Below are 22,353 nucleotides of genomic sequence, written 5' to 3' on the forward strand. Positions count from 1 at the left end.
GGCTGCCGGTGCCTCAGCCCTTAGGGCTAGGCCTTGGCCTTGGCCTGATTGGCGACCGCTTCAGCGGCCGCCTTGGCGGCTTCCGGATCGCCCAGATAGCGGTGGCTGATGACCTTCAGCTGCTCGTCCAGCTCGAACAGCAGCGGGATGCCGGTCGGGATGTTGATTTCCAGGATCTCCGCCTCGCTGGCGCCGGTCAGGTACTTGTACAGCGCGCGCAGGGAGTTGCCGTGCGCGGCGACCAGCACGGTCTGGCCGGCCTTGAGCTGCGGCGCGATGGCGTCGTGCCAGTACGGCAGCACGCGGTCGAGCGTGGTGGCCAGCGATTCGGTGCCCGGCAGCGCGTTGATGTCGAGCTTGGCGTAGCGGGCGTCGTTGGCCGGGTGACCGGGATCATCGAGCGTCATCGACGGCGGCGGAATGTCGTAGCTGCGGCGCCAGACCTTGACCTGCGCCTCGCCGTGCTTGGCGGTGGTCTCGGCCTTGTCGAGGCCCTGCAGCGCGCCGTAGTGGCGCTCGTTCAGGCGCCAGGTCTTGGTGACCGGAATCCACTGCTGGTCCATCGCATCGAGCGCGGTGTTCAGCGTGCGGATCGCGCGCTTCAGCACCGAGGTATGGGCGCAGTCGAACTTCAGGCCTTCGGCCAGCATCAGTTCGCCGCCGGCGCGGGCTTCGGCGCGGCCCTGTTCGGTGAGGTCGACGTCGACCCAGCCGGTGAAGCGGTTTTCAAGATTCCACTGGCTCTGGCCGTGGCGCAGCAGCACGAGTTTGCGAGTCATGTCTGACGAAGCTCTGGGTGAGGGTTGCGGGAACGACAGGGCCTGACGATCAGCCCTGCAGGTAATGGTTCTTGACGCGGACGTAATGCTCGGCGGAGTAGCGCAGGTTGAAGATTTCCTGCTCGGTCAGCTTGCGGGCCGCGACCGCCGGGCTGCCGCGGTACAGCCAGCCGGATTCCAGCCGCTTGCCGGGCGACACCAGGCTGCCGGCGGCCAGCAGCACGTCGTCCTCGATCACCGCGCGGTCGAGCACCTTGGCACCCATGCCGATCAGGCAGCGGTGGCCGACGGTGCAGCCGTGCAGGATCGCCTGATGGCCGATGGTCACGTCGTCGCCGATGATCAGGCCCATGCCGCCGGGCAGCAGCGGGCCGTCGTGGGTGACATGCAGTATGGCGCCGTCCTGCACATTGCTGCGGTGGCCGATGCGGATGAAGTTGACGTCGCCGCGGACCACCGCCATCGGCCAGATCGAGACATCGTCGCCAGTCTCGACATCGCCGATCACGCAGGCCTGTTCGTCGACATAGGCCTGGTTGCCCAGTCGCGGCAAACGGCCGCGGTAGGCGCGGATCACGGCGTCGGGACGATCGTCTGCAGGCCGCCCGGGGCCGGCGGCGGCACCGGCTTGGCGGCGGCGCTGGTGGTCCGCTTGACGAAGTCGTTGATGTAGAACGCCACGTCGCTCTGGCCAACGGCGATCTGCACGATCGACGAGGTGGCGACCGAGGCGATGATCTTGCGGTGGCTCATCTTCGGGTAGATCACCGTTTCCACCGGGCCGTTGGCCTGCTGGATGCGCGCCGCGAGGCTTTCGGTATTCCGGACCAGCACGATCTCGTCGTCCTGCCCGTGCATCAGCAGCATCGGCGGGTTCTTGCCGTCCGGGTACAGCACCGGCTGGGTCTGGTCGTAGTTTTCCGGGGCGCCGAAGATGTCGCGGAGGTCCGGATCGGTGATCGGCAGGAAGTCGTAGGGGCCGGCCAGGCCGATGGTGCCGCGCAGCCAGGTGCGATCGCCGCCGACCGCCTTCAGCAGCTCCGGATTCAGGGTCAGCATCGCCGCGTTGTAGGCGCCGGAGGAATGGCCGAGCAGCACGATCTTGCCGGGATCGCCGCCGTACTGGGTCACCTGGTCGCGCACCCAGCGCACGGCGCGGGCGTTGTCCTGCAGGAACTTCGGATAGCGCACCTGCGGGTACTGCCGGAAGTCCGGAATCACCGCCACCATGCCGCGCGCGGCCAGCGCCTGACCGACGAACTTGTAGTCCTCCTTCTTGCCTTCGGACCAGCGGCCGCCATGGAAGAAGATCACCACCGGCGCGCCGCTGGCGCCGGCCGGGCTGTAGATGTCCAGCTTGAGCCCGGTGGTGGAGTCGAACACGATGTTCGACGACAGGCCGTAGCCTTTCTCCGAGGTCAGGTCGTTGACGATCTGCTGGCCGGAGCAGGCGCTCAGCAGCAGGGCGACGAACAGCAACAGAAACTTGCGCACGGTGGACATTCTCGTGTTCGGGGGATGTGACGGCGAGCCGCATGATACCGCGCCCGCCTGCCGGCTCCGGTGGCGGCGATGCCCCGGACAGCCGGTATCGACACCATTGGCAGGTTCAATTTTGGCGTCGCCGGAGCCCGTGCGACGATGCGCCTCGAAATCCGGCCGCCCGCCCCCATCACCGTTTCACGCTCCCGTCCGCTTGCCGAACCTGCAATGACCAATCCCCTGCTCGCTCCTGCCGAACCGAACACCCTGCCGGCGTTCTCGTCGATCCTGCCGGAACACGCCGAACCGGCGATCGACGCCGTGCTGGCCGACAACCAGGCCGCGCTGGATGCGCTGCTGGCCAGCGACACGCCGCCAAGCTGGGAAACGCTGATCGAGCCGCAGGAGGATTTCAGCGATCGCCTCGGCCGCGCCTGGGGGCCGGTGCAGCACCTGTTCGGCGTCAACTCGACGGCCGGCTGGCGCAAGGCCTTCAATGCCGTGCAGCCGAAGATCACCGAATACGGGCTGGCGCTGTCGCAGAACGAAGCGCTGTACCGCGCCTATGAACGCCTGGCCGCCAGCCCGGCCGCCGCGTCGTTCTCGCCGACCCGCCGCAAGGTGCTGAGCGATGCGATCCGCGATTTCAAGCTGTCCGGCATCGCCCTGCCGCCGGAGCAGAAGGCGCGCTTCAAGGCCATTGCGCTGCGGTTGTCGGAGATCCAGACCAAGTTCGAAGAGAACCTGATGGATGCCGTGCAGGCCTGGTCCAGGCACATCACCGACGAATCCCTGCTTGCCGGCATGACCGTCGAGGGCAAGGCGCAGGCGGCCGGCAAGGCGAAGGCCAAGGACCTGGACGGCTGGCTGCTGACCCTCGATTTCCCGAGTTTCGACGCGGTGATTTCCTATGCCGACAACCGCGATCTGCGCTTCGAGCTGTACCAGGCCTACGCAACCCGCGCCTCCGAACTCGGCCCGCAGGGCGGGCAGTTCGACAACACGCCGCTGATGCAGGAAATCATCAGCCTGCGCGACGAGCAGGCGCGGCTGCTCGGCTTCGGCAACTTCGCCGAGTACTCGCTGGCGACCAAGATGGCCGAGTCGCCGGACGCCGTCGAACGCTTCCTGCTCGAACTCTCGGCCAAGGCGCGGCCGTTCGCGCAGGCTGAACTCGACGAACTGCGCGCCTTCGCCCGGGAGCGCGACGGCCTGACCGATCTCGCGCCCTGGGACACCGCCTACTACTCGGAAAAGCTCAAGGAAAGGAAGCTCGGCTATTCGGAAGAAGAACTGCGCCCGTACTTCCCTGCGCCGCAGGTGATCCGCGGCATGTTCGAAGTGGTCGAGCGCATGTACGGCGTCACCATCGAGGAAGCCCCCGGCATCGAGACCTGGCACAAGGACGTCAGTACCTGGCGGCTGGCCGAGGCCGACGGCACCGAGATCGGCCTGTTCTATCTCGATCCGTTCGCGCGCACCGACAAGCGCGGCGGTGCCTGGATGGACGAATGCCTGGTCCGCCGCCGCACCGCCACCGGGCTGCAGCGGCCGGTCGCCTACCTGACCTGCAACTTCACGCCGCCGCTCGATGGCCAGCCGGCGCTGCTGACGCACGACGAGGTGCTGACCCTGTTCCACGAGTTCGGCCACGGCCTGCATCACCTGCTGACCCGGGTCGACGAGGCCTCGGTGTCCGGTATCCGGGGTGTGGCCTGGGACGCGGTGGAGCTGCCGAGCCAGTTCATGGAGAACTGGGCCTACGACCGCGCCACGCTGAACGGCTTTGCCCGCCACTGGCAGACCGGCGCGGTGATTCCCGATGCGCTGCTCGCCAAGCTCCAGGCCGGGCGCGGCTTCCAGGCCGGCTTGCAGACCCTGCGCCAGATCGAGTTCGCATTGTTCGACCTGCGCCTGCACCGCGATACCGCCGACGGCGTATCGATTCTCGACCGGCTGGCGGCGACCCGCGCCAAAGTCAGCGTCTTCCCGCCGCCGGAATGGAACCGGATGCCGAACTCCTTCGGCCACATCTTTGCCGGCGGCTACGCGGCCGGCTACTACAGCTACAAGTGGGCGGAAGTGCTGTCGGCCGATGCTTTCGCGGCGTTCGAGGAATCGGACTTCGCGCCGGAAACCGGCCGCCGCTTCCGCGACACCGTGCTGGCCAATGGCGGCTCGCAGGACGCGATGGACCTGTTCGTCGCCTTCCGAGGCCGCAAGCCGGATGTCGACGCGCTGCTGCGCCACTCCGGTCTGACCGCCTGAAGCCCGCGGCCGAGCACCCGCGCCGGTGCTCGGCCGTTCAGCGACGCTCGATGCGCAGCTCAGCCGGCGCAGCCACCGGCGCGTGGCTGCCGAGGTAGTCGATCAGCGCCTCGCGGTCGAGCCCGAAAGCCTGCCGTTCGGTACCGCTGACGAGCACCGAAAAGCCGTCGCCGCCGCTGGCAAGGAAGCCGTTGACGTTGACCCGGTAGCGGCGCGCCGGGTCGAGCACGATGCCGTCGAGCGTGATCGACGCCGGGTCGATCCGGTCGCCGACCGGTCGATGGGCGTCCCAGGCATAGCAGAAGCCGCGCGACGGCAGCAGCACCATGGCCGTGCCGCGTGGGCGCCACTGCTGCTCCAGCAGCGCCTCGATCTGCGCGCCGCTGAGGCTCATCGTCACCAGATCGCCGCCGAACGGCTGCACGCTGTAGACCTGCCCATAACTGACCGTGCCATCGCCGTCGAGCGGTTTGAGATCGGCGCGGACGCCGCCGGGATTCATGAAGGCGATCTCCGCGCGGGTGTCGGCCGACCGTGCGGCATAGGCCAGCTGGGCATCGGCGATCACCAGGCCCAGCGGCATCTCGCCGGCCTCGTTGCGGCTGCGGGACAACGGCGCCGCGATCCGGCCGACCGGCCGGGAGGTCAGCGGCAGCGCGCGCTGCCGCACGTCGTCGACCAGTACCGCCACGTCGGGCGCCGGCCGGCGCGGCGGGTACTGCTGCGGGGCCTCGTTGCCGGCCAGGTCGTTGACCACCGGCTGGTTGTCGGCGGTGCTCGACAGCACCTCGCCGGTCTGCGGGTCGAGCACCAGATCGATCGCGCTGACGAAGCGGCCGGCGTTGCCGGCGCTGGTCAGCAGCACGGTCCGCGCCGGATCGCGGCTGGCGATCCGGCAGCGGTAGGCCCGGTGCGTATGGCCGCTGACCACCACGTCGACGGCCGGATCGAGCGCCGCAACGATCGGCCCGATGTCGCCGCTGAATCCCGGGCAGGCGGGATCGTTGTAGGCCAGCGGCGGTTCGACCGCGCCGCCTTCGTGGATCAGCACGACGATCGCTTCGATGCCCTGCGCCCGCAGCTGGGCCACTTCGCGGTTGATGGTCTCGGCCTCGTCATCAAAACGCAGGCCGGTGATGCCGGCGCGCGACACCATGTCCGGCGTGCCCTTGAGCGTCAGGCCGATGAAGCCGATCGCCAGCGCACGACCGCCGCCGAGTTCGAAACGCCGGATCGTCGTCGCCGGCAGCAGCGGCTGGCCGCTGGCCACATCGACGACGTTGGCGGCCAGGTACTGGAAGCGGGCGCCGGGAAAGCGGCCGCCGATGCAGGTATCGACGCCGATCTCGCCGTCCGGCGCGCAGCCGCCGCGCTGCATCCGCAGCAGCGCCGCGCGACCGTCGTCGAACTCGTGGTTGCCGACGCTGCTGATGTCGAGGCCGATGGCGTTCAGCACCGTGATCGACGGTTCGTCGTGGAACAGCGCGCTTTCCAGCGGGCTGGCGGAAATGAGATCGCCGGCCGCCACCACGACGCTGCGCGGCTGCTGCGCCTTCAGCTGCGCGACGGCGGTGGCGAGATAGGCCGCGCCGCCCAGTGGCACCTTGACCGGCGTGTCTACCACCGGGCCGGGCAGCGGCGTGGGGCTGTCCGGCGGCAGCAGCTGGCCGTGGAAGTCGTTGATCGCGATCAGCCGCACGGCGACCGGCGCAGCAACGTCCGGTGTGTCCGTCGGCACCACCCGCACGGCGCAGCCGCCGGTCAGCAGCAGCGCCGCCAAGAGCGTTGCGATCAGGCCTCGGGAGACAGCGGGCGGGGTCGGCATGGCGGCGGGCGGAAATCGGCGGGTGGCGAGTCTGCGGCAGCATAGTGCGCGGGACACCGTGGCCGGGCCGCCGGCCGCCGGTTTCACCAATCCGTCATCAAGGTCCCGGATCATGCGCAGGTGGCCGGCGCGGTCGGCACCGCCAATGCTGCGCTGCGGTTAGACGTTCGCCGAAGCCGCGCGATAAACTCGAAACACTTCGTCCGCAGCCCCTTTGCCGCGCCCCGGCGCGCTGCTTGCTTCGGACTCCCGAAACCTGAGATTCCCCCGATGGCCAAGAAAAAGAACTACGAAGAGGCGGCGCTGGCGCCGGTCGCCGAAATCAACATCACGCCGATGGTCGACGTGATGCTGGTGTTGCTGATCATCTTCATGGTGACCTCGCCGCTGATGATGTCGCAGCTGCCGGTGACCCTGCCGAAGGCGAGCTCCACGCCTTCCGAGAATCCGAAGGAACCGACGGTGGTGGAGATCGACGCCGGCGGCAATTACTTCATCACCGCCGACCAGCTGCCGCGCTTCCAGGTGACGCCGGAGCAGCTGCAGCCAGAACTGCTGAAGCTGTCGGCGATCGACCCGGACCAGCTGGTGTTCGTCCAGGGCGACGCCAAGATCGACTACGGCCGGGTCGTCGACCTGATCGGCCTGGTCAGCGCCTCCGGCTTTTCCAAAGTCAGCCTGAAGTCCGCCAAGCTCAGCGGCGGCGCCGAAGGTGGCATCGTGCCGGTGCCCTGAAGCACCTCGCCCGCGCTACGGCGCGGGTTCCAGCCGCAGGATCTGGCCCTGCGGCGAATCGGTGGTGACATACAGCAGGCCGTCCGGTCCCTGACGCACACAGCGGATGCGCGCCTCCAGCTCGGTCAGCAGCGGCTGCTGCGCCACCACCGTGGCGCCATCGAGCGTGATGCGGTTCAGGTAGCCGAACTTCAGCGAACCGACGAACAGGTTGCCGCGCCAGGCGGGGAACCGGTCGGCCGTGTAGAACGCCATGCCGCTCGGCGCGATCGACGGCGTCCAGTAGTGCTGCGGCTGTTCCATGCCGGCACGCTCGACGCCGATGCCGATCGGCTGACCGTCGTAGTTGACACCCCAGGTGATGACCGGCCAGCCGTAGTTCCTGCCGGCTTCGTCGACATTGATCTCGTCGCCGCCCATCGCCCCATGCTCGTGCGTCCACAGCTGGCCGGTCTGCGGGTGGATCGCCGCGCCCTGCATGTTGCGATGGCCGTAGGACCAGATTTCCGGCCGCGCGCCCGCCGTCTTCACGAACGGGTTGTCGACCGGAATCGAGCCGTCCGTGTTGATGCGCACGGTCTTGCCGAAGTCGTTGTCGAGCGTCTGCGCCTGATCCTTGTGCAGGTAGCGGTCGCCCTGGGTGATGAACAGCGTGCCGTCCGGCGCAAAGGCCAGACGCGAACCGAAATGCAGGCCGCCGTCGGCCTTCGGCAGCTGCCGGTAGATCACCTCGACCGCCTCCAGCCGGTCGCCGGCCAAGGTGCCGCGCGCCACCGCCGTGCCGGCCTGACCGTCCGCGCCGGCTTCGGCGTACGAGAGATACACGCGGTGATTGCGCGCGAACGCCGGATCGAGCACGACGTCGAGCAGCCCGCCCTGACGCTCCGCGAACACCTTCGGCACGCCGCGCACCGGCGCCGAAAGGCGACCATCGGCGCCGACGATTCGCAGCCGGCCGGGCCGCTCGGTGACCAGCATTCGCCCGTCGGGGAGGAAGGCCAGGCTCCAGGGAAACTCCAGGCCCTCGGCAACCCGCTTGAGGCGATATGGCAGCGGCTCGTCCGCAGCTTGCACGGCCGGCGGAAGGCCGGTGACCAGCAGCGCGACAACGGCCATCGACAGCAGGACTGGGTTCATGGCGGCACTCGTGACGGAGGCGATATCCGGATGATGCCCGCCGGCGGCACTGCGTGGACCACCGCGCGGGCCGCAGAGGGAAAGGCCTCTGCTAACCTGTCGACGGACGCCGTTTCGCGTCCCCCACCCGCAACGACCGCATGAAATTCTGCTCAAACTGCGGCCACGCCGTGGATCACCGGATCCCGCCTGGCGACCATCTGCCGCGTGCCGTCTGCCCGGCCTGCGACACGATCCACTACCAGAACCCGAAGGTGATCGCCGGCTGCGTGCCGGTCTGGGACGGCAAGGTGCTGATGTGCCGGCGCAACATCGAACCCCGTCTCGGCCTGTGGACCTTCCCGGCCGGCTTCCTCGAGATGAGCGAGACCAGTGCCCAGGGTGCGGCCCGCGAAACGCTGGAGGAATCGCAAGCCGAAGTCGACATCGGCGGCCTGCTGGCGGTGATCAACGTGCCGTACGTGTCGCAGATCTACATGATCTACCGGGGCCAGATGCGCAGCCCGCACCACGCGGTGACCCCGGAAAGCTCGGAAACGCGGCTGATGCGCGAGGACGAGATTCCCTGGGATGACATCGCTTTCCCGACCATCTGGCACAGCCTGCGGTTCTTCTTCGAGGACCGCGCCAAGGGCATCGAAACCATCCACACGCTCGACCTGCTGACCCGCTACGGCCGCCGGCCGGAAGTCACCACCACGCCGGCCGACTGAAAAGCGCCGCCGCGGTCGCGCTCAGCCCGCGTTCAGGCAGGCGGCGTTACGGTGGCGGCCCTGGAATCGCGTTGCCGGCCTCGCCCGCAGCGCTGCTTCCAGCCCCGATCCCAGAACACGGAGACCCCCATGAACCGGAATTTCTTTGCCCCGCTCGCCGCCGCCGTGCTGGCGTTGACCGCCACTGCCGCCGCTGCCGATACCGCCGCCGAGCGGCAGGCCAAGCGCCAGGAAAACCGGGCCGAGCGCCAGGAAGAGCGCCAGGAAAACCGGGCTGACCGGCAGGAGCTGCGCCAGGGCAACCGCGCCGAACGTCAAGAAGAACGCCAGGGCAACCGGGCCGACCGGCAGGAGCTTCGCCAAGACAACCGCGAAGAGCGCCAAGCCGAACGTCAGGGCAATCGCGCCGAACGCCAGGAGCGCCGGCAGAAGAACCGCGCCGAACGCAAGGAATGACCGCCTGAGCTGGGTCTGGCGCCGCGCGGCGCCAGCCACCCGTCTCGCCGCAGGACAAGGACCGCCGCCCGGCGGTCCTTTTTCGTTGGTGGCAGGCGGCGCTCAGCGCGCGTGCCGGAACACGGCGAGGCCGAGGCCGGCGACCACGAACAGCGCGCCGAACACGCGGTTGGTGGTCCGCGCCACCGCCGGGTTCTGCAGCCAGCGCAGCGCCTGCACGCCGAGCGCGGTGTAACCGCTCATGCAGCAGACATCGACGACCAGCATCGTGCTCCAGACGATCGCGAACTGGAGCAGCTGCGGCGCCTGCGGGTCGATGAACTGCGGCAGGACCGACGCCGTGAACAGGATGCCCTTCGGGTTGGTCGAGTTGACGATCAGGCCGCGCAGGAACAGCGCCCGCGCGACCTGGGCATTCGCCGCCTGCGGCGACACGCCGTCGATCACCGCTGCCGGGGCCCGGATCGGCGCCCGCGCCGAGCGCCACTGCTGCACGCCGAGCCAGACCAGATAGCCGGCGCCGAACCACTTGATCGCCGTGAAGGCGCGTGGCGACGCCGCCAGCGCCGCCCCCAGCCCGACGCCGACCACGATCAGCGTCACCGTGGCCCCGGCCTGCAGGCCGGCGATGTTCCACAGCGCCGTGCGGAAGCCGTGCTGCAGCCCGGCGGTCACGCAGGACAGCACGCCCGGGCCGGGCGACAGGCAGATCAGCCAGGCGGCGACCATGAAGGCCAGCCAGGTATCGAGGGTCATGCGATTTCGAAAGGCGCGGTCGAAGTGCCATTGTCACCGGGCGCTGCCGGCGACTGCACATCCCGTGCCTCGCCGCTATCCTTCCCCGGCTTTTTCGCCTATCGAGCCCCCATGCAACTGCACAACACGCTGTCCGGCCGCAAGGAAGCCTTCGTTCCGCTGAACCCCGAGCGGGTGACGATGTACGTCTGCGGGCCGACCGTCTACTCCTTCGCCCATATCGGCAACGCCCGGCCGGCGGTGGTGTTCGACGTGCTGGCGCGGGTGCTGCGCCGCCGCTATCCACGCGTCGACTACACCCGCAACATCACCGACATCGACGACAAGATCAACGCGGCGGCGGCCAAGGAAGGGGTGGAAATCGGCGTCATCACGCGCCGCTATACCGACATCTATCACGAGGATCTCGATGCCCTCGGCGTGCTGCGGCCGACCTACGAGCCGAAGGTCACCGAGCATCTGGCGCACATCATCTCGATGGTCGAGCGGCTGATCGCCAACGGTTCAGCCTATGCCGCGCAGGGCCATGTGCTGTTCAACGTGACGAGCTACGCCGGCTACGGCGAGCTGTCGAAACGCGACCGCCGGGAACTGATCGCCGGTGCCCGCGTCGAGGTCGCCCCGTACAAGAAGGACGCGGGTGATTTCGTGCTGTGGAAGCCGTCGACCGACGACCAGCCGGGCTGGCCGTCACCCTGGGGCCGTGGCCGGCCGGGCTGGCACATCGAATGCTCGGCGATGGCCGAGGCGCTGCTCGGCGAGACCATCGACATCCACGGCGGCGGCCACGACCTGATCTTTCCGCACCACGAGAACGAGCGCGCCCAGTCGACCGCCGCGCATGACGGCAAGGTGTTCGCGCGCTACTGGCTGCACAACGGCTTCCTGACCATGGATGCCGAGAAGATGTCGAAGTCGCTCGGCAACGTGAAGAAGATTCGCGAATTAGTCGAGAATGAGAATGGGCGCGGGGAAGTGGTACGGCTGGCATTGCTTAGCGCTCATTATCGGCAACCGCTCGATTGGAGTGAGAGCCTGCTCTCCTCTTCTCGTGTACGAATCAACAAACTCTACCGAACACTGGAAGATGCCGGCGACGTTCCAGAGTCCAACGCTGTTGCTCCAGACAGTTTTCTAGCCGCATTAGAAGATGACCTGAACACGCCGCTGGCACTTTCTGAGTTATTCCAAATTCGCGACTCCCTGCAGCAAGCCATCCTTAGCCAAGCTAGTGCACAGGTCCGCGCGACGCTTGTGGCGCAACTTCGTGATGCCGCGTCGCTTTTGGGGTTACTTCGTCAGACGCCCGATGCTTGGTTCAAGAGCTTCCAATTGTCTGGAAAAGCAGGTGCTAACCCGACCGCATCCAGCAGCCTGGAAGGCGCTCTCACTGAAGCCGAAATCGAGGCCGCGCTGGCGGCCCGCAGCGCCGCCAAGGCGGCGAAGAACTATGCCGAGGCCGATCGCATCCGCGATGGCCTGAAGGCACGCGGCGTGCTGATCGAAGACAGCAAGGACGGCCAGCGCTGGCGCCGGCTGTGAACCGGCCGGCTGGCGACGAGGCGCTTCCGATCCGGCTGGTCAGGCCTCGAGCCAGTAGCCGCGCGGCCGCTTGCCAATCTCGAAGCGGGCGCGGCGCGGACCGCGCGAGCTGACCTGCTGCCATTCGATCGCGGTGACGTGCAGCGCGATCGCCGCGAAATCGGCCCGCCGACCGGCCTCTGCCAGTCCGTCGACATCGTCGAGGTCGACGTCCGGCGCGGCAGTCGGTGCGGCGGCCGCCAGCGCCCGACGCTGCTGGGCGCGGTGTTCGTCCTGCAGCCGCGTCCATTCGCGATCGGCCAGCGCGTCGTCGACATGGACCGTCGCCTGCGCCTCGATGCGCAGCTGCACGCGGCGGCCGGCATCGAAGATGTGCAGCGAGCAGGCCGGCTGGGCTTTCAACTCCTGCACCTTGCCGCTGCGCCGATCGGCATGCACGAAGACCATCGCGTTGCTGCGCGACACGCCGCGCAGCACCACGGTCCGCACGGCGGGCACGCCGCGCCGCACCGTGGCCAGGGTCGGCGTGTGGGCAGCGGCGAATCGCACCCGGACGCCCTGGGCCAGGATGTCCCAGACATCGTCGAGCAAGTAGTCGAGGAACGCGGCCTCGTCGTCGAAGCGCGACAGCGGCAGGGCTTCGACGACACCCGGCGATGACGACGGCATGGCTTGCAACATGGCGGCACTCCTGTGCGTGGGGCGGCGGGGCTGCGACTGCGTCACGGCGACGATCCGGTCAGCGGGCGGCGTCATGGCGGCATGTCATCCGGTGTCGGCGACGACCTGAGCGCACCATCGCAGACTTGCCGGGACAAATCAATCTTTGTTTATCTTTTATCTACTCTAAATCTTGACAATACCGCTTGATCGACTCATCCTTCGTCCCGTTGCTCCCCTGTAAGCCCACGTATCTTTCAAGCCGGCCTCGCGCCGGCTTTTTTTATGCCCGAGTGCCCGGCCTGACGATCACCGCGAGTCGCCCGGCGCACTTTCAGCCCACCGCCGGCATACCAGATGGCGGCAGCGGCGGCACCGCCACACCCTCGTGCGCCAGCACTTCGCCGAGCACCTGCTCCAGCACCGCCCGGCACTGCGCGGCGGCCGCATACAGCCGCGCGTGGATCAGCACATCGTCCTGGTTGCGGCTTTCGCAGCCGAGGCTGTACTGCTCGAAGGCATCCAGCCGGCCGAGCAGTTCAGCGAGGTGGTTCGGACATTCGCACTGCACCTGCGACGGCATGTCGCGCAGGCTGCGCAGGAAGGCGCGGTCGTAGCGGCGGGCCGGCGCCGGTGCGCGCAGCAGGCGTTCGAGCAGCGACGGGCCGTCGTCCGCCGCACCGGCCGCGAGCCGGCAGACCTGCAGCAGGTGCTGGGCATCGCCTGGCGCGCTGAGCGCAATCACGCCTTCCTGATCCAGCTGCGCCAGCGTCCGCCGCGTCGCATAGCTGTACAGCAGCACCGTGAACTGCGGCTGCACCGCTGCGCGTACACGGCGCAGCGCCTGCACGGCGGCGGTCGTCAGGGTCGGCAGTTCGACCAGCAGGCCATCGGCGTCCGGCAGCGAGGCCGGCAGACTGTCGAGATCGTCGAACACCGCGTCGATGCTCAGCTGTTCGCGATCGGCCAGCGCCGCCAGCCGCGCGGCCAGCAGTTCGCCGATGACGATCATCCGCTGCCGGCCAGACGGCAGCGCCACGGCCCGCTGCGGCAGCGCCTGCACGCGCTCGCGCAGCTGGGCGTCGCCAAGCTGCGCAACGGTGCCGATCTGGAAGCCGGCATCGACCGCCGCCTTCAGCAGCAGCAGCCGGTCGACGTCGGCGCGCGAATACAGCCGGCTGTTACCACTACTGCGCGCCGGCTGCACCGCCTGGTAGCGGAACTCCCAGATGCGGATGGTCGGCACCGGAATGCCGGTCAGCGTCGATACCGCCGCGATGCGGTACTGGCCGCCGTCGGCCGCAGCCGGCGAAACGGGCGCCGGGCCGGGCGCGGGGGTTGGCGTCGGGTGGTCGGACATGGGCGACGTCATCCTTGTTGAATAGGTTTTGAATAATCAAGACTAGCGCCTCCGCTTCCAAAGCGCCACGCGGCGGCGCGGAATTTGCTCGGGCCAGCCCAGGCAAAACAGAACAGGAGCGGACTAGGTGCGTGTCGTGCTGGTTGACGAGGATGCCGGCCGTCTGGCCCTGCTGGACGAAGCGTTGCAGGCAGCCGGCCACCAGGTCGTCGGCCGGCTCGATCCGGCGGCCGATCTCACCGCGGCGGTCGACCGGCTGCAGCCGGACATCGTGCTGATCGATGTCGACAATCCGTCCCGCGACACGCTGGAGTCGCTCGGCCAGATCAGTCGCGAGCGGCCCCGGCCGATCGTGCTGTTCGCCAAGGCCAGCGATCCCGACACCATCCGCCGCGCGGTCGCCGCCGGCGTGTCGGCCTATGTGGTCGACGGCATGAGCCCGGCGCGGCTGGCGCCGGTGATCGAAGTCGCGATCGCCCGCTTCCGCGACTACCAGGCGCTGCGCGAGGAACTCAACAGCACCCGGCTGAGGCTGGCCGACCGCCGCGACATCGAGCGCGCCAAGGGCCTGCTGATGAAGCGCAAGGGCCTTGACGAGGACGCCGCCTTCGCCGCACTCCGCAACCTGGCGATGGACCGCAATCTCCGGCTCGGCGAGGTCGCCCGGTCGCTGATCGCCGCCGCCGAACTGCTATGAGCCGGCCGCGCCTGAACCTCGGCCTGCTGCCGCTGGCCGATGCCGCGCCGCTGTACGTGGCGCGCGAATGCGGCTTCTTCGCTGGCCAGGGGCTCGACGTGCGGCTGTCGGTCGAAACCACCTGGGCCAGCCTGCGCGACAAGCTGGCGGCCAGCCTGCTCGACGCGGCCCAGCTGCTGGCGCCGATGCCGCTGGCGGCGCATCTCGGCGCCGACGGCCTCGGCGTGCCGATCGACACCGCGCTGACCCTGTCGCGCAACGGCAATGCGCTGACCGTGTCGACTGCGCTGTTCGAGCAGCTCGATCAGCCGCCGCCACTGCCGGCGGCAGCCGGCGCAGCGCTGAAGCGGCTGCTGGCGGCCGACCGCGCCGCCGGCCGGCCGAAGCGGGTGTTCGCCCACGTGTTCCCGTTCTCCAGCCACCACTACCTGCTGCGCGCCTGGCTGCTCTCGGCCGGCATCGATCCGGACCGCGAGGTGACGCTTGCCGTCGTGCCGCCGCCGCGCATGCTGGATGCCCTGCGCGCCGGCGAGATCGACGGCTACTGTGCCGGCGCGCCCTGGGGCAGCGCCGCCGAAGCGGCCGGTGCCGGCCAGCGCCTGCTGGCCACCCACCTGATCCGGCCCGGCTGCGCCGAGAAAGTGCTCGCGGTGACGCGCCACTGGGCCGCCAGCCACCGCGAGCAGCATCTGGCGCTGGTCGCCGCGCTGATCGACGCCGGGCGCTGGCTGGAACAGCCGGGCCACCGGCTCGACGCCAGCCAGATGCTTGTCGATGCCCGGCTGATCGACGTGCCGGCGTATTGCGTGCGCGAAGCGCTGCGCGACGACGCCGACGATCCGCGGGCCGCACAGATCGTGTTCGGCGCCAGCGCCAGCGCTTCGCCGCACCACGACGACGCCCGCTGGTTCCTGGCGCAGATGCAACGCTGCGGCCAGGTGCCGGCGGCAGTCGAGGTCGAGGACACCGTGGCGTCCAGCTACCGCCTCGGCCTGCACCGCGCGGCCGCCCTGCGGGCCACCTCGGTGCGCCATCCGGTGCTGCAGTAGCGCGCTGCGGCGGCCTGCGGCCGGCTCAGTCGACCACGGTCAGCGCGATCGACCGCTTCCACGACAATTCGCGGGCCAGGGTACGCGTGGCGCAGGCGCTGCCATCGGCATGCAGCGCCAGCACCCGGTTCAGCCCCAATTCCCGGGCCAGCGCCGGCCAGCGCTCGCGACCGGCGACGAACAGCGCGGCGCCGGCGGCATCGGCCAGCGCGCCGTCGGCGTGCACCACGGTCAGCGCCCGCATACCCTGCACCGGCCAGCCGCTGGCCGGGTCGAGCAGATGCGAATAGCGGCGGCCCTCGAACTCGAAGCCGCGCTGGTCGTCGCCATGGGTGACCACTGAAGCATCACCGGCCTGCAGGCTGGCCAGCACGTAGGCCTGCTCGCCCTGCTCGAACGGGTCGCGCAGGCCGGTGCGCCACGGCCGGTTGTCGCGCGTGCCGCGGGTGGCGACATGGCCGCCGGTATCGATGGAGACATCGCCAAAGCCGGCGGCGCGCAGGCTGTCGATCGCGCGGTCGACGATGTAGCCCTTGCCGAGCGCGCCGAAGTCCCAGCCGGTCTGCGGCGCCGGCCCGTACTGCGGGCCGCCGTCGTAATCCGGAGCCACCGCCAGCGCCGCCCGCAACGCGGCGATCTCGCCAGCATCGGGCGGCGCACTGCGCAGCCGGGCCGGATCGTCGAAGCCCCAGAGCCGCACCAGCGCCGCGACCCGGGGTTCAAACAGACCACCGCTGCTGCGGTGGATTTCCCAGGCCTTGGCGAACAGGCCGTGCAGCGACGGCGGGATGTTCACCACCTGGCCCGCCGCCTGCCGCCGGTTGAGCTGGGCCAGCGCGCCCTCGCCCCAGGCCCAGGCCTCACGGCCGAAGTCGATCAGCAGGTGGCGCGCGCTGTTCATCGCCTGCTCCACCGCCGCCTTCGAACGGCGGTCGGCGGCGACCGTCATCAGCACCTCGGTGCCCATCGCGAGGAAGCGCTGCCGGTAGGTCGTCTGGCGGGCCAGGAAGTGGCTGACGGCGTGCACGCGTGTCGGGAGTCGGACCGGGTACGGCGCGGCCTGGCCTTGGATGGCGGCCATCAGCCGTGCGCCGCGCGTTTGCGGCTCTGCTTGATGCGCCACCACGACCACACACCGCTGATCGACAGCAGCAGCGCCAGCAGACCGACCAGCGTGATGATCCAGGCCCCGACAGGGCCGAACAGCCGGCCGCTGTGCAGATCGATCAGCACCTGCTCGACCAGCACCGACGGCCTGGCGAACTGCTCGATCGCCTTGCGCTGCTCGCTCGGCAGCGGCTTCGGCTGCGACCAACTGACCGACTGCGGCAGCACCGGCGTCCAGCTGATGCCGCCATCGCGGCTTTCGTAGGCATCGAAATCCTGCACGGCGATGCCGCCTTCGGTGGTCCGTCCGATCCGCCGCAGCGACGACACCGGCAGGATCGGCGCGCGCAGCTCGTCGACCCGGGCCCCGTCCGGGCTGGTGATCACCAGGCTGTCGGCGGTGCCGATCACCAGCTGTGTGCCGGTCGGACCGTGGAGTGTCACCAGACCGATCGGCGGCGCGATGCGCGGCTCGACCTCGCGGGCGTCGAGCAGCGTGTTTTCCTTGGTCGCCGCCATCCAGTGGCCGGCCGCCTCGAAGCCCATGCGCGGCGGTTCGGCGTTGAGTCCGTACCAGGCGGTGAGCCAGTTCCAGTTCAGCCGCATGGCATCGAAGCCGAGTTGGTCACTGCGGCTCAGGATGGTGCCGCTGGCGCCAAGCCACAGCACGAACACTGCCGCCGTCAGCCCGACGCGCTGATGCCACTTGCGCAGCAGCGCCGTCAGCGACGGGCGTGCCTTGGCCTTCGCCGGAGCGCTGGGCGCCGCGCGGGCAACGGTTACGGGGATGGCCACCGCCGCTGCTTCAGAAGCGACCGGCGCCTTGTTGTCGACCGTCGATTGAGCGGACATGGTCAGGCCTTCGCGAGCGTGTCGAGCACCAGCGCCGTGGCGGCCATGCGCTGCATCATCTTCACCGACAGCGTGGCACCGGAAATGTTGTCGACATTCTGGTCGAGCGTCGTCCCCGCCAGCTTGCGGCCGCTGAGCTTCTTCAACCACGAACCCTCGGCGACCTGCTCGCCGCGCGATTCGCGATAGATCAGCACCCGGGCGAAATCGATGCTGTGATCCTTGACCACGAAGCCCGAGGTGGTGATCTGGTAGCCCTGTTTGCCGATGTCGTCCAGGATCCAGGCGCTGCGGCCGTTGGCTTTCCAGTAGCGCAGCTGCGACTGCGGATAGGCGCGGCCAAACACGGTGCCGATCTGCGCCTGCATGGCGGCGTCGAGTACCAGCACGCTGGGCGCCGGCGGCGCACCGAAGGCCTCGGCCAGAAAAGCCGCCGGCGTCTGGAACGTGGTCCACAGATCGTCGCCGGCGACGGCGAGCTTCGGCAGCAGCAGCGCACCGAACAGGCCGGCCGCCGATCGGAGCAGGGAGCGCCGTCCGGTGGGCGGCATCGTGCAATCGTGGTCGTGTGGAATGGGCATCGTCATCGGTCTCGGGGCGGTAGGCGGAATGCAGGGTGAAGCGCGGCGGCGACGGCGTCTCCGCCACCGGTCCAGTGCGTTCATGCGCCGGAACTCGTCTTCGAGCCGTGATGAACAGGCAGGATGCCGACAGCCGTCGAGCGGCGACGGGTCGGCATCGTTCAGGCAACCATCTTCGGACTGCGGGCGCTGCAGGGCCGTGGTCATTGATGGCGTCTCGGCAGCACGATCGCGCCGCGAAGACACCATGAATCACCCGGCAGGGAAGCCCGGCGGCGGCCACCGGGGGCCGCCGCCAGGTCCATCACATCGGATCGCGGAAACCGCAATCGCCGGTACTCAGCGCGTGACGATCGAACGCTTGAACGGCGCCAGCGCGGCGATCAGCTGGTTGCAGGTGTGATACGGCGTGCGCAGATCCTCGCAGGCCAGGTAGGCGTCTTCCACGACCGCGTTGAACTGCGTCAGGGTGATGCCCATTTCCTCATGCGCCGCGCTCATGCTGGCGCCCTGATACTCCACGCCCGGCGCGCCCAGCATCACCGCCACCAGCTGCTGGTTGAGCTTGATCTGGCGATCGATCTTGCCGTGCGCCGCGAAGATGTAGTTGATGCGGTTGTCGAGCATGATGTACTTGAACAACGACTCCACCCAACGGTCCATGCCGTACTTGCCGCCGAACTTCTCGTAGGCGTCCGAGGAAATCGGCGGATAGGTCGCCTGCACTTTCCCTTCCGGGGTTTCGGAGCCGGCGAACGCCGACATCGACAGTAGCCCCATCGCACCGGCGGCCAGCAGCTTGTTCAGTGATTTCATGTGCTTTCTCCTGCAATTAGTGAAGACCAACGTAGAACCCGGTTTCGGCCACTTTTAGAAGCTCGCCTGCACCGAGAAGTAAGCACCCGTCTGCTTGGGGGTCAGCGTGATGTTGCCGAGGTTCGCGTACGCGGCGACGAACGACAGATTCTTGCTCGGGAAGTAGGCGAAGAAGACGTCGAACCAATCGCTTTCGCGCTGCGTCAGCGTGTCGTTCAGATTGTTCGCAAGATTTCCGACCGGACCGCCAACTCCGATGTTGTTCAGCGCGCCAGTGATTGAGCCCAGCACCGACGTATCGACGTTGCCGCCGACCGCCACGCCGCGACCATCGGTGTTCTTGCCATGTGCTGCGTACTCGGCGCCGATGGCGATGTTCTTCGCCAGCAAGTAGGCAAACGACACTTCGGGGCGAAACTCGCGCTTGTTCTTGTTCGGCCCGCCGAAGCCGGTCAAGCCGGTCTGGTTGGCTGCCGTGTAGCGCACCGTGACGTTCACCAGCAGGTCGAGCGGGAAGAAGATCTTGGTGATCGCCACATAGGCCTCGAAGTCCTTGGTCTTGTTGGCCAGAAGCGTTTTCATCAGTTCCTGATTGTGGTTGATCTTGTAGAAGCCACCGAGTGCCACCTGCGGCATCAGGCTGTCGGAGTCGTAGATCGACTCGCCGATCACGCGCAGCTTGGCGCCGAAGATATCCATGCGGATCGCCGTGTTGAACGGATCGATGCCACTGTCTTGCACGACGACACCTGCCAGCGTGTTGGTCAGCAGGCCCACGGTGTTGAACGTGCTGCCGGTCGGCAGCAGATCGTAGGCGTACGATAGTTCGAGTCGATCATAGAAGCCGATCGCGGCGCCCAGCGAATTCAGGCTGTAGTTCGGCAGATTCGCGTAGGTGTAGTGGATGCTGCCGTTGATGCCCTGGTTGGTTTCATAACCGGCAATCACGGCCCACGGCGTGATGCCACCGCCCGCCGCACCATCGGTGATGTTGACGCCACTGGTGGCCAGCACCTTGCCTGCATCGTAGATGCCCGCCTGTGCCGGGCTGGAAACTGCCGCGATGCTCGCGCCGAACGCGAGAACTGTGGCTGCCTTGATACCGAATCCCCTGATGTTGCCGTTCATGCTGACTCCTTGATTTTGGATGTGCCCACGGGTGCGCGGCGATTGTTCCGAACCGGAAAAAAGCCAAAAAAAATCCACGCGCAGGCTGCATTGCCTATGCGTGGACTTCGGTGTCCATGGATCCAGACAGCATTGGCTGGGTCCGTTATGTGTACTGCGTAACAAAAGCGACTTCAGTGTTCTAAACAGCAAACCTCATGCCAAACCAATCCAATCATTGATGTCAATCGATATGACGCTTGAAATATCGACGAACGAGACTGAATGCTCAGGGCTGCCGCACGTTGGCAAACTCCAGCGATGCGAATTCCACGGCTGGATGGCCGTGACGCTGCAGCTGCAACCAGCCCAGCGGATCGGCGGCATCGAAAATGGAGCCATCCAGCATCGCATCGGAGCCGAGCATGATCGATCCACCGTCGGTCGACGGGGTCGATGAACCAATATGGCGCGCGCCTTCGGATTTGTACTCGGCGCGCGGGCACGGCTCGCCAACCAGGGCAGCCGCTTCGCGATAGGTTTCGCAGCGATAGACGTCGCTGGCGACATCGGCGAAGTTCGGTGCCATCCAGCACTGCTTCCAGCGCAGCATCTGGAGAATGAACCACACCGCGTGCGACCGCCATGGATAGGTTGCCGCACCACGATGAAACACGATGCCGCCGGTGCGCATGCGCAGCGAGGCGACGATGCTGGCGGCCGGCGCGTTGACCACGCTGTCGCGCACCATCAGCGCCGCAGCCTCCAGCCGGTTCTCCGGCTGGTCGAGCCAGCGCGCCGCTTCGATCATCGCCGCGACCATGGCCCGATGCGTGTTCGGATGCTCGTGCGCCCATTCGCGGGTCACGCCGAGCACCTTTTCGGGGCTGTTGTTCCAGATTTCGTGCTTGCTGGCGACCGCCACGCCGACACCGCGCTGCAGCGCCACTTCATTCCATGGCTCGCCGACGCAGTAGCCGTCGATCCGCCCGGACTCCAGTTCGCTGACCATCTGCGACGGCGGCACCACGCACAGCTGCACATCGTTGTCCGGATCGATATCGGCGCTGGCGAGCCACATGCGCAGCTCGTAGTGATGCGCCGAAAACGGGAAGACATGCGCGAATACCGGGCGCCGTTCACCGCTGGCGCGCTGCTCCTCGATCACCCGGGCCAGCGCGATCGCGGCGGCGCCGGCATCGGCCACATCCGGCAGATGACGGCTCATCCGCGCATGCAGATGCTTGGATACGGTGATCGAGTTGCCATTCAGGCTCATCACCATTGCCGTGACCATCGGCACCGCGAAGCCGTCCAGGCCCAGCGTGGCGGCGATCGGCATCGGCGCCAGCATCTGGCCGCCATCGAGCACGCCGGCGGCGACCTTGTCGCGCAACGCCGCCCAGGCGCGCTCGACGCTCAACTCCACTTCCAGGCCATGCTTCGCGAAGAAGCCATACGAGCGGGCCACCAGCAGCGGCGCGGCATCCACCAGCGGCAGCATGCCGAGGCGGATCCTGCATTTCTCCAGTCCATTGATCATCGTGGCGGCCTCCGTTCGCGCCTACAGCACATCCGACGCGGCCAGCAGCAGGCGCGCGTAGTCGCCGATGCGCTGCTTCCGGTCCATCGCCATCTTGCGGAGCATGCCGTAGGCCTCCTCCTCGTCGATCTTGCGGCGCTTCATCAGCAGGCCCTTGGCCTTCTCGATGTCGCGCTGGTCGGCCAGCCGGGCATTGGCGGCGAGCAGTTCGCGGCTCAACGCCTGATGCACTTCGAAGCGGGCGATGGCGACATCGAGCAGCGCGCTCAGGCGCGTCGGATGCAGGCCATCGACAACATAGGCGCTGACGCCGGCATGAACCGCGCGGTGCGCGGTCTCGGCATCGCTGCGCGCGGCAAACAGCACGATCGGCCGTGGCCGTTCGCGATTGATCTGGCCGAGTGACTCCAGCGTGTCGCGGCTCGGGGCATCGACATCGATGAAGATCACATCCGGCTGGTGCAGGGTCACGCCGGCCAGCAGATCGGCCTGGGCATCCAGCCGAACGACGATGACATGTCCTTCCGCCACCAGCGCCTGCTCCATCATGGCCAGGCGCGTCTGGTCGTCATCGACCAGCATCACTCGCAAACCTCGGTTGGCGTGTTTCATCGCAGCTTTCGTGTCACCACCAGAGCGGTTCCGGATCGGCATGGCAGCCGGCCGCAGGGCCACCGCCGAATCGACCGTAGGGTCCTTCTCCACAGGCATCCTGGACATTGCAAGGTTGACTCCAGCAGCGGCGCTGGCCGCCGGCGAACCGGCGGCCGGCGCGTAAATCACGGCACCACCACCACCGAGCCGAACATCGTCGGGTGGATGCCGCACTTGTACTCGTAGGTTCCGGCCGTGGCGTAGCTGCGGCTGTAGGTTTCGGCCGCCTTCACC

22 protein-coding genes are annotated in these 22,353 nt (G+C 67.9%); 7 read left to right on the plus strand and 15 right to left on the minus strand.

Going from position 1 to position 22,353, the window contains the following annotated elements; all coding sequences use genetic code 11:
- Window positions 1–26: 26 nt before the first annotated feature.
- Genes gpmA through ACTIGJ_RS10820 form a run of 3 tightly spaced genes read right to left on the minus strand, consistent with a single transcriptional unit; the run spans window position 27 to window position 2,282 of the window.
- The gene (gene gpmA, locus ACTIGJ_RS10810) at window positions 27–779 is read right to left on the minus strand and encodes a 2,3-diphosphoglycerate-dependent phosphoglycerate mutase (RefSeq protein ID WP_439640320.1); all 753 of its coding nucleotides are present in this window, start codon (window positions 777–779) and stop codon (window positions 27–29) included.
- Window positions 780–828: 49 nt separating this feature from the next.
- Entirely contained in the window at window positions 829–1,356 is a 528-nt protein-coding gene (locus ACTIGJ_RS10815; protein WP_439640321.1) for a gamma carbonic anhydrase family protein, read from the minus strand.
- The gene (locus ACTIGJ_RS10820) at window positions 1,353–2,282 is read right to left on the minus strand and encodes an alpha/beta hydrolase (protein WP_439640322.1); all 930 of its coding nucleotides are present in this window, start codon (window positions 2,280–2,282) and stop codon (window positions 1,353–1,355) included. Before ACTIGJ_RS10820 ends, ACTIGJ_RS10815 begins: the two co-directional genes overlap by 4 nt.
- Window positions 2,283–2,489: 207 nt before the next feature.
- Here ACTIGJ_RS10820 and ACTIGJ_RS10825 point away from each other — a divergent pair, with 207 nt between their 5' ends.
- Window positions 2,490–4,529 carry a M3 family metallopeptidase gene (locus ACTIGJ_RS10825; protein ID WP_439640323.1) on the plus strand — a complete coding sequence of 680 codons (2,040 nt, stop codon included), beginning with the start codon at window positions 2,490–2,492 and terminating at the stop codon, window positions 4,527–4,529.
- 37 nt (window positions 4,530–4,566) lie between these two features.
- Here ACTIGJ_RS10825 and ACTIGJ_RS10830 read toward each other — a convergent pair whose 3' ends face one another.
- The gene (locus tag ACTIGJ_RS10830; protein WP_439640324.1) at window positions 4,567–6,354 is read right to left on the minus strand and encodes a bifunctional metallophosphatase/5'-nucleotidase; all 1,788 of its coding nucleotides are present in this window, start codon (window positions 6,352–6,354) and stop codon (window positions 4,567–4,569) included.
- 270 nt (window positions 6,355–6,624) lie between these two features.
- Here ACTIGJ_RS10830 and ACTIGJ_RS10835 point away from each other — a divergent pair, with 270 nt between their 5' ends.
- Window positions 6,625–7,089, plus strand: coding sequence for an ExbD/TolR family protein (locus ACTIGJ_RS10835; RefSeq protein WP_439640325.1), 465 nt, complete (start codon window positions 6,625–6,627; stop codon window positions 7,087–7,089).
- A gap of 15 nt (window positions 7,090–7,104) precedes the next feature.
- Here ACTIGJ_RS10835 and ACTIGJ_RS10840 read toward each other — a convergent pair whose 3' ends face one another.
- A complete protein-coding gene (locus ACTIGJ_RS10840) occupies window positions 7,105–8,226 on the minus strand; it encodes a PQQ-dependent sugar dehydrogenase (RefSeq protein ID WP_439640326.1) in 1,122 nt (373 codons plus the stop codon).
- A 140-nt stretch (window positions 8,227–8,366) separates the two neighbouring features.
- On the opposite strand from ACTIGJ_RS10840, the gene ACTIGJ_RS10845 reads away from it, so the two are divergent.
- Both ACTIGJ_RS10845 and ACTIGJ_RS10850 read left to right on the plus strand, forming a co-directional pair.
- Complete coding sequence (locus tag ACTIGJ_RS10845) at window positions 8,367–8,939, plus strand: NUDIX hydrolase (protein WP_439640327.1); 573 nt, start codon at window positions 8,367–8,369, stop codon at window positions 8,937–8,939.
- 129 nt (window positions 8,940–9,068) lie between these two features.
- Complete coding sequence (locus ACTIGJ_RS10850; protein ID WP_439640328.1) at window positions 9,069–9,395, plus strand: hypothetical protein; 327 nt, start codon at window positions 9,069–9,071, stop codon at window positions 9,393–9,395.
- 102 nt (window positions 9,396–9,497) lie between these two features.
- Here ACTIGJ_RS10850 and ACTIGJ_RS10855 read toward each other — a convergent pair whose 3' ends face one another.
- A complete protein-coding gene (locus ACTIGJ_RS10855; protein WP_439640329.1) occupies window positions 9,498–10,151 on the minus strand; it encodes a LysE family transporter in 654 nt (217 codons plus the stop codon).
- Between the two features lie 111 nt (window positions 10,152–10,262).
- Between ACTIGJ_RS10855 and cysS the strand changes: the two genes are divergently transcribed.
- Window positions 10,263–11,693 (plus strand): cysteine--tRNA ligase, encoded by a 1,431-nt coding sequence (gene cysS / locus ACTIGJ_RS10860; RefSeq protein ID WP_439640330.1) that lies wholly within the window; start codon window positions 10,263–10,265, stop codon window positions 11,691–11,693.
- A 39-nt stretch (window positions 11,694–11,732) separates the two neighbouring features.
- Here the strand turns inward: cysS and ACTIGJ_RS10865 are convergent, their stop codons facing one another.
- Both ACTIGJ_RS10865 and ACTIGJ_RS10870 read right to left on the minus strand, forming a co-directional pair.
- On the minus strand, window positions 11,733–12,374 hold the full coding sequence (locus ACTIGJ_RS10865; RefSeq protein ID WP_439640331.1) for a pyridoxamine 5'-phosphate oxidase family protein: 642 nt from the start codon (window positions 12,372–12,374) through the stop codon (window positions 11,733–11,735).
- 313 nt (window positions 12,375–12,687) lie between these two features.
- Window positions 12,688–13,713 carry a MerR family transcriptional regulator gene (locus ACTIGJ_RS10870; RefSeq protein WP_439640332.1) on the minus strand — a complete coding sequence of 342 codons (1,026 nt, stop codon included), beginning with the start codon at window positions 13,711–13,713 and terminating at the stop codon, window positions 12,688–12,690.
- Window positions 13,714–13,840: 127 nt separating this feature from the next.
- Between ACTIGJ_RS10870 and ACTIGJ_RS10875 the strand changes: the two genes are divergently transcribed.
- The gene (locus ACTIGJ_RS10875; RefSeq protein WP_439640333.1) at window positions 13,841–14,410 is read left to right on the plus strand and encodes an ANTAR domain-containing response regulator; all 570 of its coding nucleotides are present in this window, start codon (window positions 13,841–13,843) and stop codon (window positions 14,408–14,410) included.
- Window positions 14,407–15,459 (plus strand): ABC transporter substrate-binding protein, encoded by a 1,053-nt coding sequence (locus ACTIGJ_RS10880; protein ID WP_439640334.1) that lies wholly within the window; start codon window positions 14,407–14,409, stop codon window positions 15,457–15,459. The genes ACTIGJ_RS10875 and ACTIGJ_RS10880 overlap by 4 nt, the downstream gene beginning before the upstream one ends.
- 25 nt (window positions 15,460–15,484) lie before the next feature.
- Here the strand turns inward: ACTIGJ_RS10880 and ACTIGJ_RS10885 are convergent, their stop codons facing one another.
- From ACTIGJ_RS10885 to ACTIGJ_RS10915, 7 genes are all read right to left on the minus strand, one after another.
- On the minus strand, window positions 15,485–16,540 hold the full coding sequence (locus tag ACTIGJ_RS10885) for an FAD:protein FMN transferase (protein ID WP_439640335.1): 1,056 nt from the start codon (window positions 16,538–16,540) through the stop codon (window positions 15,485–15,487).
- On the minus strand, window positions 16,540–17,418 hold the full coding sequence (locus ACTIGJ_RS10890; RefSeq protein WP_439640336.1) for a PepSY domain-containing protein: 879 nt from the start codon (window positions 17,416–17,418) through the stop codon (window positions 16,540–16,542). The genes ACTIGJ_RS10885 and ACTIGJ_RS10890 overlap by 1 nt, the downstream gene beginning before the upstream one ends.
- A 2-nt stretch (window positions 17,419–17,420) precedes the next feature.
- Window positions 17,421–17,969, minus strand: coding sequence for an FMN-binding protein (locus ACTIGJ_RS10895; protein ID WP_439640337.1), 549 nt, complete (start codon window positions 17,967–17,969; stop codon window positions 17,421–17,423).
- Window positions 17,970–18,338: 369 nt separating this feature from the next.
- Entirely contained in the window at window positions 18,339–18,815 is a 477-nt protein-coding gene (locus ACTIGJ_RS10900) for a group I truncated hemoglobin (protein WP_439640338.1), read from the minus strand.
- A 54-nt stretch (window positions 18,816–18,869) separates the two neighbouring features.
- Window positions 18,870–19,943 carry a DUF3034 family protein gene (locus ACTIGJ_RS10905; RefSeq protein WP_439640339.1) on the minus strand — a complete coding sequence of 358 codons (1,074 nt, stop codon included), beginning with the start codon at window positions 19,941–19,943 and terminating at the stop codon, window positions 18,870–18,872.
- A gap of 268 nt (window positions 19,944–20,211) precedes the next feature.
- Window positions 20,212–21,465 carry a CmpA/NrtA family ABC transporter substrate-binding protein gene (locus tag ACTIGJ_RS10910; protein WP_439640340.1) on the minus strand — a complete coding sequence of 418 codons (1,254 nt, stop codon included), beginning with the start codon at window positions 21,463–21,465 and terminating at the stop codon, window positions 20,212–20,214.
- Between the two features lie 21 nt (window positions 21,466–21,486).
- Window positions 21,487–22,077, minus strand: a complete 591-nt coding sequence (locus ACTIGJ_RS10915) for an ANTAR domain-containing response regulator (protein WP_439640341.1) — start codon at window positions 22,075–22,077, stop codon at window positions 21,487–21,489.
- Between the last annotated feature and the right edge of the window lie 276 nt (window positions 22,078–22,353).

The sequence above is a fragment of the Nevskia sp. genome (assembly GCF_051860985.1).
Classification (GTDB): domain Bacteria; phylum Pseudomonadota; class Gammaproteobacteria; order Nevskiales; family Nevskiaceae; genus Nevskia.

Bases quoted from the DNA above. Each gene is read 5' to 3' on its own strand.
- ACTIGJ_RS10895 (WP_439640337.1), bottom strand. From the start codon at position 17,969: ATGCCGCCCACCGGACGGCGCTCCCTGCTCCGATCGGCGGCCGGCCTG.
- ACTIGJ_RS10905 (WP_439640339.1), bottom strand. From the start codon at position 19,943: ATGAACGGCAACATCAGGGGATTCGGTATCAAGGCAGCCACAGTTCTC.
- ACTIGJ_RS10855 (WP_439640329.1), bottom strand. From the start codon at position 10,151: ATGACCCTCGATACCTGGCTGGCCTTCATGGTCGCCGCCTGGCTGATC.
- ACTIGJ_RS10845 (WP_439640327.1), top strand. From the start codon at position 8,367: ATGAAATTCTGCTCAAACTGCGGCCACGCCGTGGATCACCGGATCCCG.
- ACTIGJ_RS10870 (WP_439640332.1), bottom strand. From the start codon at position 13,713: ATGTCCGACCACCCGACGCCAACCCCCGCGCCCGGCCCGGCGCCCGTT.
- ACTIGJ_RS10820 (WP_439640322.1), bottom strand. From the start codon at position 2,282: ATGTCCACCGTGCGCAAGTTTCTGTTGCTGTTCGTCGCCCTGCTGCTG.
- cysS (WP_439640330.1), top strand. From the start codon at position 10,263: ATGCAACTGCACAACACGCTGTCCGGCCGCAAGGAAGCCTTCGTTCCG.
- ACTIGJ_RS10910 (WP_439640340.1), bottom strand. From the start codon at position 21,465: ATGATCAATGGACTGGAGAAATGCAGGATCCGCCTCGGCATGCTGCCG.
- gpmA (WP_439640320.1), bottom strand. From the start codon at position 779: ATGACTCGCAAACTCGTGCTGCTGCGCCACGGCCAGAGCCAGTGGAAT.
- ACTIGJ_RS10850 (WP_439640328.1), top strand. From the start codon at position 9,069: ATGAACCGGAATTTCTTTGCCCCGCTCGCCGCCGCCGTGCTGGCGTTG.
- ACTIGJ_RS10890 (WP_439640336.1), bottom strand. From the start codon at position 17,418: ATGTCCGCTCAATCGACGGTCGACAACAAGGCGCCGGTCGCTTCTGAA.
- ACTIGJ_RS10830 (WP_439640324.1), bottom strand. From the start codon at position 6,354: ATGCCGACCCCGCCCGCTGTCTCCCGAGGCCTGATCGCAACGCTCTTG.
- ACTIGJ_RS10885 (WP_439640335.1), bottom strand. From the start codon at position 16,540: ATGGCCGCCATCCAAGGCCAGGCCGCGCCGTACCCGGTCCGACTCCCG.
- ACTIGJ_RS10865 (WP_439640331.1), bottom strand. From the start codon at position 12,374: ATGTTGCAAGCCATGCCGTCGTCATCGCCGGGTGTCGTCGAAGCCCTG.
- ACTIGJ_RS10915 (WP_439640341.1), bottom strand. From the start codon at position 22,077: ATGAAACACGCCAACCGAGGTTTGCGAGTGATGCTGGTCGATGACGAC.
- ACTIGJ_RS10900 (WP_439640338.1), bottom strand. From the start codon at position 18,815: ATGAAATCACTGAACAAGCTGCTGGCCGCCGGTGCGATGGGGCTACTG.
- ACTIGJ_RS10825 (WP_439640323.1), top strand. From the start codon at position 2,490: ATGACCAATCCCCTGCTCGCTCCTGCCGAACCGAACACCCTGCCGGCG.
- ACTIGJ_RS10840 (WP_439640326.1), bottom strand. From the start codon at position 8,226: ATGAACCCAGTCCTGCTGTCGATGGCCGTTGTCGCGCTGCTGGTCACC.
- ACTIGJ_RS10880 (WP_439640334.1), top strand. From the start codon at position 14,407: ATGAGCCGGCCGCGCCTGAACCTCGGCCTGCTGCCGCTGGCCGATGCC.
- ACTIGJ_RS10835 (WP_439640325.1), top strand. From the start codon at position 6,625: ATGGCCAAGAAAAAGAACTACGAAGAGGCGGCGCTGGCGCCGGTCGCC.